The following is a 10,495-nucleotide window of genomic DNA, read 5'->3' on the forward strand; positions in this document are numbered from 1 at the left end:
GGGGGGACCCTGTGGGAGAGTAGGACGCCGCCGAACAATCATTCATGAAAGGGCTCCAGCCGTCAGGCTGGGGCCCTTTCTGCATTTCCGGAACCTTTCGGGAGTTCCGAAGGGAAGCAGGGAGCAGGCGAACGAGTCCGGTCCGTGATCGTCGGACGGTTGTTTGGGCGGAGGGTTGGCGGCAGACTGCCCGTCATCAAGATTGGTCCAGACCATCGAGTGATGACGGAAGGACTTCGGGGGACATGCGAGCGGACGGGCGGGGTTCACCCGCCGGTGTGCGCCGGGCCGGGCAGCACGGGGTAGTGCTGGGGGCTGCGGCGGTGACGGTGTTGTTGGCGGTGGCCGTGTTGACGGCGTTGACGGCGCTGACGGCGAGTTCGGTGACGGAGGGGATGCGGAAGCGGTTGGAGGACGACCCGCGGTTGTCCGTCTCGGTGTCGGGGCGGTACGCGGAGGGCGCGGACGAGAAGGCGGACGCCCGGGTGCGGGCGGCGTTGCACCGGGCGCTGCCGGGGGTGTCGGCGCGGATCGAGGAGGTGCTGCACGTTTCGAACCCGTTGGCGGTGCAGTTGCCGGCGGGGTCGACGGTGGGGGCCTCGGCGGGGGTGGTGGCCTCGGGGCTGCCGTTGTCGCCGGTGGCGGTGGAGGACCCGCAGCGCTTCGCGCAGTTGGCGCAGGGCGACTGGCCCCGGGACGCGGGGCAGGTGGTGCTGTCGGAGCGGGCGGCGCGCTGGCTGGGGGTGTCGGTCGGGGCGACGATGCCGATGAAGAAGATCAACAAGTCGATGCCGGTGACGGTGAGCGGGGTGTACCGGCCGGTTCCGGGGACGGAGGCGCTCTGGCAGGCGTGGGCCGATTCGTCGTCGCTGCGGACGCCGTCGGGGCTGGTGCTGGCGTCGCGGGAGATGCTGCGGACGGCGCCGTTGCTGCAGGAGGAGGTGGACGTGCAGTGGACCGCGCTGCCGGACCCCCGGGGACTGCGGGTCGACGGGCTGGCACCGCTGCGGGACCGGGTGGAGCAGCTGACGCAGGGCAACGCGATCAGGTCGGTGTTCCGCGGGTCGGAGCCGGCGCTGGAGGCGTTGCGGGCGGGCAGTGACATTCCGCAGGCCCTGGAGGCGCTGCGGTCGCCGATGATGGTGGCGCGCTCCGGGATGCTGGTGCCGGTGACGATGCTGGGTGTGCTGTCGGCGGTGACGATGGTGCTGACGGCCCGTCAACTGACCGATTTCCGGCGGGCGGAGCTGCTGCTGCAGTTGGCGCGCGGTGCGGGTCGGGGCCGGTTGCTGGGGGCCGCGGCGGCGGAGTGGGCGCTGTGCACGGTGCCGGCGGCGCTGGTGGGGTTGTGGGCGGCGGGGCCGCTGCTGGGGTTGCTGGGTCGGCTGGGGTTGCCGGTGGAGGGTGCGGCCGCGGAGGCGGCCGGTCCGGCGGCGTGGGCCGTGGCGGGGACGGCGTTGGTGCTGCACGGGTGTGCGGCGCTGCTGCCGGTGGTGTGGACGGCTGACGGTGGCGAACGGGAGACGCCATCGCGCAGCGGTCGCCGGGTGGTCGCGCAGCGGGCCGGGGCCGACCTGGTGCTGGCGGCGGTCGCGGTGCTGGCGTACCTGCAACTGCGGCAGTACCAGGGGTTGTTGAGTCCGGCGGCGAGCGCGGTCGGGTTCGACCCGGTGTTGGTGGCGGCGCCGGTGGTGATGACGGTGGCGGCGGCGCTGCTGCTGTTGCGCCTGCTGCCGCCGCTGGGGCGGCTGCTGGAGTCGCTGGCGCGGCGCGGGCGGGGGCTGGTGGCCCCGTTGAGCGGCTGGCAGGTGAGCCGGGGGCGTGCGGGTCAGGGCGCCCCGGTGCTGTTGATGGCGCTGGCGTTGGCGGTGGGGGCGTTGACCACCACGGTGATCGCCGGTGAGCCGCCGAGCGACCGGGACCGGTCCGCGTTCGAGGTGGGCGCGGACCTGCGGGTGACGGACGGCGAACTCCCGTCGGGGCAGCGGTACGAGGCGCTGGCGGGGCTGCCAGGGGTGGCGGCGGTGACGCCGCTGGTGTCGGCGCAGGGCCTGGTGCGCGGGGTGCCGACCACGGTGTTCGGTCTGGACACGGGGGCGGTGCGGCCGGTGGCGACCCCGGCGCGGATGGAGCCGGGGGCGTCGGTGCACGCGGTGCCCGCGCTGCGTTCGGATCTGCAACGGGGTTCGCTGGCCGACCAGTTGGGCCGGTTGGGGTCGGACGTCCCGGTGCACGGGATGGTGATCGAGGGGCGGCCGGTGTCGGTGGACGTGCGGGTGTCGGTGGCCTCGCAGGACCCGGTGGACCGGACCGGCCCGGTGTGGTTGCAGGCTCAGGTGGAGGACGCGAGCGGCCTGGTGACGGAGGTCCGGTCCCGGGTCACGCCGGACGGGGCGTCCCGTACGGTGTCGATGCCGCTGCCCGGGCCGGGGCTGCACTATCCGGTGCAGGTGACCCGGCTGTCGTTGCGGGCCGCGCCGGTGAGGGAGTTCCGGCGGGCGTTGCTGACGCTCACGGTGTCGGGCGTCGAGGGCGCTTCGATGCCGGACGGGACGAGGTGGACGAACGTCACCCCGGGGATGCCGGAGCGGGCGACCGGCCTGTGGTGTCCCGGGCGGGACGAGGCGGGCCAGGCGCAGCCGGTGCGCCAGGCGGGGGTGTGCTCCTCGTCCCGGCCGGACGGCGGTCTGCTGACGGCGGTGGTGCGCGCCGCGGCTCCGGAGATCGGGGTGCCGGAGCAGATGGCGGAGTCGTTCTCGCTGAGCACGGGGGACGACAGGGTGTCGTTCTCGCTGCTGCCGGTCTCCGGGGCGAAGGAGCGCGACGTGGTGCCGGCGCTGGTGAACTCGGCCTTCCTGCGGGAGACCTCGATCGAGGTGGGCGCGCAGACCCGGCTGATGTCCGGGGACACCGACCAGTTCGGGCTGTCGGTCGTCGGCGTGCTGGACGACCTGCCGGGCGGTCAGGGCCGGGACGTGCCACAGGTGTTGGTGGACCTGAAGGCGCTCTCCTCGACCCGGGCGGCGCTCGGTCTGGACCCGCTGGGGGACGAGGCGTGGCTGCTGGCCGCGTCGTCCGGGGACGGCGGGGTGCGGGCGGAGCGGGCGATCGCGGCCGATCCCCGGCTGGGCCGGGTGGACAGTGCCCGGGCGCGGGCGGCGGCGCTGGCCGAGGATCCGTTCCGGTCCGGTCGGCGCAGTGCGCTGCTGCTGTCGCTGGTGCTGTCGCCGGTGTTCGCGGTGGCCGGGTTCACGGTGCACGCGGTGGGGTCGGCGCGGTCCAGGCGGCGGGAGTTCGCGGTGCTGCGGGCGCTCGGCGTGCGGCGCCGACAGCTGGCCGGGGTGCTGCGGCTGGAGCAGTCGGTGGTGGTCGGTTTCGCGGTGCTGCTGGGGGCCTTCCTCGGCGTGGTGCTGGCGGCGGTGGTGCTGCCGCTGATCATGGTCGACAACGGCGGCCGGGCGGTGTTCCCGTCGCTGGAGATGACGGTGGGCTGGGGGTGGACGGCGGTGGTGGTGCTGGCGACCGGCCTGGGGGTCGGTTCGGTGGTGCTGCTGCTGTCGAGGACGTTGGCGCGGGTCGATCTGGCGCGCGAGCTGCGGGCGGGGGAGAACGGATGACCGGGCGGGACGGAAGGCGTCGGGCCCGGCTGCGGCCGGGCGGGTTCGGCGGCTGGCGGCCGGCGGCGCGGGAGGCCCGGACGGGCTGGCCGGTGCTGGCGGTGCTGGCGCTGCTGTCGGCGGTGCTGACGGTGGCGACGCTGCTGTGGCCGCCGGTGTTCGACCGGCTGGCGACGAAGGAGGTGGCGCGCCGGCTGTCCGTGGCGCAGGTGAACGGTCCGCTGCTGAAGGCGACCACGTCGGTGAACCCGCCGGTGGCCGGGCGGGGCGAGCCGGCGGTGCGGTCCGGCACGCTGGACGAGGACCTGACCAAGGTCGGGGAGGGGATGCGGCAGAGCGCCACCGGGGAGCTGGCGCGGTCGCTGGTCCGGGTGTCGGGCTGGGCGCAGGCGGCCGGCATGGAGCTGTCGGGCGAGGGCGTGCCCAAGCCGCACGGCCACCCGGGGGTGGTGTCGCTGGTGTACGCGCAGGACGCGGCGGACCGGGTGCGCTGGGTGGCCGGCCGGGCGCCGGGTCGGCCGGCCGACCCGGCGACGGCGCCGATCGAACTGGGCCTGTCCGCGGCCTCGTTGGAGCAGTTCGGGCTGCGGGTCGGCCAGCAGGTGCACTTCGCCGGGCAGCCCGGGGAGACCGGCTTCACCGACGCGGTGGTGGTCGGCGAGTTCGAGCCGCTGGACGGCTCGGACGACCTGTGGCGGGAACTGCCGCTGCTGAACTCGCCGATGGACTCGCACGAGCAGCCGAACGTCTACGTCAGGTTCGGGCAGGCGATGGTGTCCGCGGCGGGCCTGGAGGCGATGGAGGCGCGCGGTTCGCAGGCGCTGGACGCGACCTGGGTGTTCTGGACCGCGGAACAGCCCTGGGGCACCGCGGGCACGGCGGCCGGTGCCGCGGAGCTGTCGAGCGGCGCGGTGGGGTTCGGCGAGGCGCTGTCCACGGCGGCGTGCGGCGCGGTGGTCTCCGACTTCAACCCCTGCGCCGCCGGGACGCGGACGATGAAGCCGCCGACGCTGACCCAGCGGCTGTCGGAGCTGGTCGACGCCTTCGCGGTGCAGCGGGCCCGGGCGGTGGCGCTGCAGTCCTTCGCGCTGGCGGGCCTGCTGTCGATCGGGGTGTCCACGGCGGTGGCCGCGGCCCGGCTCGGCGCGAGGCGCAGGGAGGGGGCGCTGGCGCTGCAGCGGGCCCGCGGCGCGGGTGAGCCCGCACTGGCCGCCGTTCGGCTGCTGGAGGCCGTCCCGGCGGCCCTGGTGGGCCTGTTGGCGGGCTGGGCGGTGTCCGTCCGGTGGGCCGACGACCGTCCGCTGGGTGCGTGGTGGCCGGCGGTGCTGGCGGCGGTGCTGGTGGCGTGCGCGCCGGCGGTGGCGGTGTGGTGGCAGGGCCGCGAGGCGCGCCGGGCGGGCCGGGAGCCGGTCCGCCGGCGCGGTCTGAAGCGGGCGCTGGGCGTGTCCGCGCGGCCGGCGGTGGAGGGCGCGCTGCTGGTGCTGGCGGGGGTGGGCGTGCTGCAGTTGCAGCTGCGCGGCGCGGCCCCGCCCGGGGCCGGGACCGATCCCGAACTGGCCCTGGTGCCGGTGGTGCTGGGCCTGGCGGCGGTGGCGGTGGTGCTGCGGGTGTACCCGGTGCCGCTGCGGCTGGTGACCCGGTGGGCGCGGCGCGGTCGCGGCACGGTCGCGCTGGTCGGCCTGGCGCAGGCCGGGCGGCGTTCGGGGGCGGCGGCGACGGCGCTGCTGGTGCTGGTGCCCGCGCTGGCCTGCGCGGTGTTCGGCGCGCTGGTGTCGGGCACGGTCCGGGAGGGCCGGGTGGAGGCCGCGCGGTGGCGCACGGGCGGTGACGCGGTGGTCCTCGGGCCGGCGCAGCGTTCGCTGCCGTACGACGAGCTGGGGAGGGTCCCGGGGGTCGCCGGGGTGCTCCAGGTGCGCGGCGGGCAGGGCACGCTGACCTCGGACGAGGACGGCACGAAGGTGAAGGCGGTGGGCCTGGTCGGGGTCGACCCGGCGGAGCTGGCCCGGTTCGAGCCGTCCTCGCGGCTGGCGGCGGCGCTCGGCGCCCCGGAGCTGACCGCGCCGCTGGCCGGGGGCGCGGAGCTCCCGGCGCTGGCCGACCGGGCGACGGCGGAGCGGTTCCCGGAGGGCTCGTTCGACGTGGACGCCGGGACCAGCCGGTTCCGGGCCCGGATCGTCGGGACGCTCCCGGACGGCGCGGCCGCGGACCGGGCGGTCGGGCCGGTGGTGGGCGACGTCGGCACCGCGGGCGGGCTGCTGGTGTTCGGCGGCCCGGGCGCGCTGCAGCTGCCCAAGCAGAGCGGTCAGCGCAGCGCGGCGGTGCTGTTCGCCGCACCGGGCCGGCCCGGTGCGGCGGCGGGTGCGGGCCGGATCGACGCGGAGCGGCTGCGGACGGTGGTGGCGGGTTCGGCGGCGGCCGCGGGCGCGGGCGGCGGCGGTGCGGCGGGCGGGGCGATCAGCCGCGGCGCGCCGATCGAGATCCGTTACCTGGACCGGGAGTTGCGGGAGTCGTCGTCCGACGGGCTGGTGTCCGCGCTGGAGACGGCGTTCCGGGCGTCGGCGGCGATCGGCCTGCTGCTGGGGCTGCTCGCGGTGGTCCTCGAACTGCTGCTCAGCTCGGTGGAGCGCGGGCGGGTGCTCGCCCACCTGCGGACGCTGGGGCTCGGCGGGCGGGCCGCGGCGGGGGTCCAACTCGTCCAGCTGGTACCGGTGGTGGCGGCGGCCGTGATCGGCGGCACGCTGCTCGGGCTGGCGCTGCCGTGGCTGCTGGGACCGGCCCTGGAGCTACGGGCCTTCACCCAGGGGCCCGGTGCGCCGGCGTTCGCCCCGGACTGGGCGGGCATCGCGGTGGCGGCGGTCGGGCTGCTGGTGCTGGTGCCGTGCGCGGCGGCGCTGGAGGGCGTGGCGGGGCGCGGCCGGGTCCCGCGGGTGCTCCGGCTGGGGGAGGGCGCGCAGTAGCGGGCCTCCCGGAGGGTGACGGGGTCGCGCGCCGCCCGGCGCGCGGCCCCTCGCGTTCGCGCGGCGTCGGGGCGGGTCGCGGTGTCGGTCGGGCGGAGTACCTTTCGCGGTGGCGTGTTCCTGATCGCGGGTGAGGTGTCCGGTGCAGCTGGCGCAGGTGGAGGGAGTCCTGGAGCGGATCACGTACGCCAACGAGGAGACCGGGTACACGGTCGCCCGGGTGGACACCGGCCGCGGCGCGAACGACCTGCTGACGGTGGTGGGGGCGCTGCTGGGCGCGCAGGTGGGGGAGAGCCTGCGGCTGTTCGGGCGGTGGGGTTCGCACCCGCAGTACGGGCGGCAGTTCACGGTGGAGAACTACACGACGGTGCTGCCGGCCACCGTCCAGGGCATCCAGCGGTACCTGGGCTCGGGGCTGATCAAGGGCATCGGGCCGCGGTTCGCCGAGCGGATCGTGGAGCGCTTCGGGGTGGAGACCCTGGAGGTGATCGAGAACGAGCCGAAGCGGCTGATCGAGGTGCCGGGGCTGGGCCCGAAGCGGACGAAGATGATCGCGGCGGCGTGGGAGGAGCAGAAGTCCATCAAGGAGGTGATGGTCTTCCTGCAGGGCGTGCAGGTGTCGACCTCGCTGGCGGTGCGGATCTACAAGCAGTACGGCGACGGCTCGATCGGGGTGGTGAAGAACCAGCCGTACCGCCTGGCGTCGGACGTGTGGGGCATCGGCTTCCTGACGGCGGACCGGATCGCGCAGGCGGTGGGCATCCCGCACGACTCGCCGGAGCGGGTGAAGGCGGGCCTGCAGTACGCGCTGTCGCAGTCCACCGACAACGGGAACTGCTACCTGCCCGAGGAGCGGTTGATCGCGGACGGCGTGAAGCTGCTGCAGGTGGACGTGGGGCTGGTGATCGACTGCCTGGCGGAGCTGGTCGCCGAGGAGGGCGTGGTGCGCGAGCGGCTGCCGGGCGCGGAGGGGCAGCAGGTCACTGCGGTGTACCTGGTGCCGTTCCACCGGGCGGAGATCTCGCTGGCCGGCCAGCTGCTGCGGCTGCTGCGCACCCCGGAGGACCGGCTGCCGTGGTTCCGGGACGTGGACTGGCCGGCCGCGCTGGGCTGGCTGGCGAAGCGGACGGGCGCGGAACTCGCCCCGGAGCAGGAGCAGTCGGTGCGCCTGGCGCTGACCGAGAAGGTCGCGGTGCTGACCGGCGGGCCCGGCTGCGGCAAGTCGTTCACGGTGAAGTCGATCGTGCAGCTGGCGCTGGCGAAGCGGGCCAAGGTGGTGCTGGCGGCGCCGACCGGGCGGGCGGCGAAGCGGCTGGCGGAGCTGACCGGCGCGGAGGCGTCGACGGTGCACCGGCTGCTGGAGCTGAAGCCGGGCGGGGACGCCGCGTACGACCGGGACCGGCCGCTGGACGCGGACCTGGTGGTGGTCGACGAGGCGTCGATGCTCGACCTGATCCTGGCGAACAAGCTGGTCAAGGCGGTCGCGCCGGGTGCCCACCTGCTGTTCGTGGGGGACGTCGACCAGCTGCCCTCGGTGGGCGCCGGCGAGGTGCTGCGGGACATGCTCTCGCCCGGCAGCCCGATCCCGTCGGTGCGGCTGACCAGGATCTTCCGGCAGGCCCAGCAGTCCGGCGTGGTGGTCAACGCGCACCGGATCAACGAGGGCCTGCCGCCGCTGACCGAGGGCCTGCCGGACTTCTTCCTGTTCGTGGAGGACGACGCGGAGCGCGCGGCCGGCCTGACGGTGGACGTGGTGGCCCGCCGGATCCCGCAGCGCTTCGGCCTCGACCCGCGCCGGGACGTCCAGGTGCTGGCGCCGATGCACCGCGGCCCGGCCGGGGCGGGTGCGCTGAACACGCTGCTCCAGTCGGCCGTCACCCCGGCCCGCGAGGGTCTGCCCGAACGCCGGTTCGGCGGGCGGACGTTCCGGGTCGGCGACAAGGTCACCCAGATCCGGAACAACTACGACAAGGGGCGCAGCGGGGTCTTCAACGGCACAGTGGGCGTCGTGACGGCACTGAGCGTGGACGACCAGAAGCTGACGGTGATGACCGACGAGGACGAGGAGGTGCCGTACGACTTCGACGAGCTCGACGAGCTGGCGCACGCGTACGCGGTGACCATCCACCGTTCGCAGGGCAGCGAGTACCCGGCGGTGGTGATTCCCGTCACCACCTCGGCGTGGACGATGCTCCAGCGGAACCTGTTGTACACGGCGGTGACGCGGGCCAAGAAGCTGGTGGTACTGGTCGGGTCGCGCAAGGCCATCGGGCAGGCGGTGCGGGCGGTGAGTGCCGGTCGGCGGCACTCCGCGCTGGACCACAGATTGGCTGCGGGCTGAGTTCGAGGCGGTACGGTACGTTCAGAGGTTGTCTTGACGTGAAGAGATTTAGGGCGGAACCTGGTCCGGTGCCGCCGCCGATCTTGTCCGGTTCACACCGGTGGTGGCAGCGGAGTTTGTAGGCCCCGGTCCTTCCCGGGGTCACCCCCGGGTGCGCGGCCGTCCTTCGGGTGGGGGATCGTTGAGACAGTCAGGGCAGTCGGATGAGGATCAATTTCGTCGGTGAGGAAGACGTGAGCGACAAATCGGTAGTACTGCGGTACCAGGACGGCGAGTACGAGTACCCCGTCGTCGAGAGCACTGCGGGCAACGCCGGCTTCGACATCTCGAAGCTGCTCCCGCAGACCGGCCTGGTCACCCTGGACAACGGTTTCGGCAACACCGCCGCCAACAAGTCCGCGATCACCTTCATCGATGGTGACGCCGGCATCCTGCGCTACCGCGGCTACCCGATCGAGCAGTTGGCCGCGGAGGCCAACTTCATCGAGACCGCTTACCTGCTGATCAACGGTGAGCTGCCGAACGCGGGCCAGCTGGCCGCGTTCAGCAACGAGATCACCCAGCACACCCTGCTGCACGAGGACGTCAAGCGCTTCTTCCAGGGCTTCCCCCGGGACGCGCACCCGATGGCGATGCTCTCCTCGGTGGTCGGCGCGCTCTCCACGTTCTACCCGGAGAGCCACAACCCGTTCGACGAGGCGCAGCGCAACCTGTCGACGGTCCGCCTGCTGGCGAAGCTGCCGACCATCGCGGCGTACGCGTACAAGAAGGCGATGGGCCAGCCCTTCGTCTACCCGCGCAACGACCTCGGCTACGTCGAGAACTTCCTGCGGATGACCTTCGCCGTCCCGGCCGAGGACTACGAGCTCAACCCGGTCGTGGTCAACGCCCTGGACAAGCTGCTCATCCTGCACGCGGACCACGAGCAGAACTGCTCCACCTCGACGGTGCGCCTGGTCGGCTCCTCGCACGCCAACCTGTTCGCCTCGATCTCGGCGGGCATCTCGGCGCTGTGGGGCCCGCTGCACGGCGGCGCCAACCAGGCCGTGCTGGAGATGCTGGAGCAGATCCAGAAGGACGGCGGCGACGTCGACGGCTTCATCCGCAAGGTGAAGAACCGCGAGGACGGCGTCAAGCTGATGGGCTTCGGCCACCGCGTCTACAAGGCGTTCGACCCGCGCGCCGCGCAGGTCAAGGTGCTCGCCCACGAGGTGCTGGCCCAGCTCGGCCAGTCCGACGAGCTGCTGGAGATCGCCCTCAAGCTGGAGGAGCACGCGCTCAAGGACGACTTCTTCGTCTCGCGCCGGCTCTACCCGAACGTGGACTTCTACACGGGCCTGATCTACCGCGCGATGGGCTTCCCGACCAGCATGTTCACCGTGCTGTTCGCGATCGGCCGGCTCCCCGGCTGGATCGCCCACTGGCACGAGATGATCAAGGACCCGACCAGCCGGATCGGCCGCCCGCGGCAGATCTACACCGGCGTGGAGATCCGCGACTACGTGCCGCTCGACGCCCGCTGAGGCGTCGGCCACCAGCACCGAAGGGGCCCGGCCCCGCCTCCCGTCACGGGAGGCGGG

Annotated in this window: 4 protein-coding genes; all 4 read left to right on the plus strand. The window is 74.0% G+C overall.

What is annotated here, in order from left to right:
- The first annotated feature begins 341 nt into the window (after positions 1-341).
- Entirely contained in the window at positions 342-3,617 is a 3,276-nt protein-coding gene (locus ACWEO5_RS36210; protein ID WP_452166354.1) for an ABC transporter permease, read from the plus strand.
- The gene (locus tag ACWEO5_RS36215; protein ID WP_452166355.1) at positions 3,614-6,574 is read left to right on the plus strand and encodes a hypothetical protein; all 2,961 of its coding nucleotides are present in this window, start codon (positions 3,614-3,616) and stop codon (positions 6,572-6,574) included. The genes ACWEO5_RS36210 and ACWEO5_RS36215 overlap by 4 nt, the downstream gene beginning before the upstream one ends.
- 142 nt (positions 6,575-6,716) lie before the next feature.
- Positions 6,717-8,915: an SF1B family DNA helicase RecD2 gene (recD2, locus tag ACWEO5_RS36220; RefSeq protein ID WP_452166356.1), complete on the plus strand. Its 2,199-nt coding sequence runs from the start codon at positions 6,717-6,719 to the stop codon at positions 8,913-8,915.
- A 233-nt stretch (positions 8,916-9,148) separates the two neighbouring features.
- Positions 9,149-10,438 carry a citrate synthase gene (locus ACWEO5_RS36225; RefSeq protein ID WP_452166357.1) on the plus strand — a complete coding sequence of 430 codons (1,290 nt, stop codon included), beginning with the start codon at positions 9,149-9,151 and terminating at the stop codon, positions 10,436-10,438.
- Positions 10,439-10,495 lie beyond the last annotated feature (57 nt).

Source organism: Kitasatospora sp. NPDC004272, from assembly GCF_053603035.1.

Excerpts from the sequence above, each read along its gene's own strand:
- ACWEO5_RS36215 (WP_452166355.1), top strand. The coding sequence starts at position 3,614 with ATGACCGGGCGGGACGGAAGGCGTCGGGCCCGGCTGCGGCCGGGCGGG.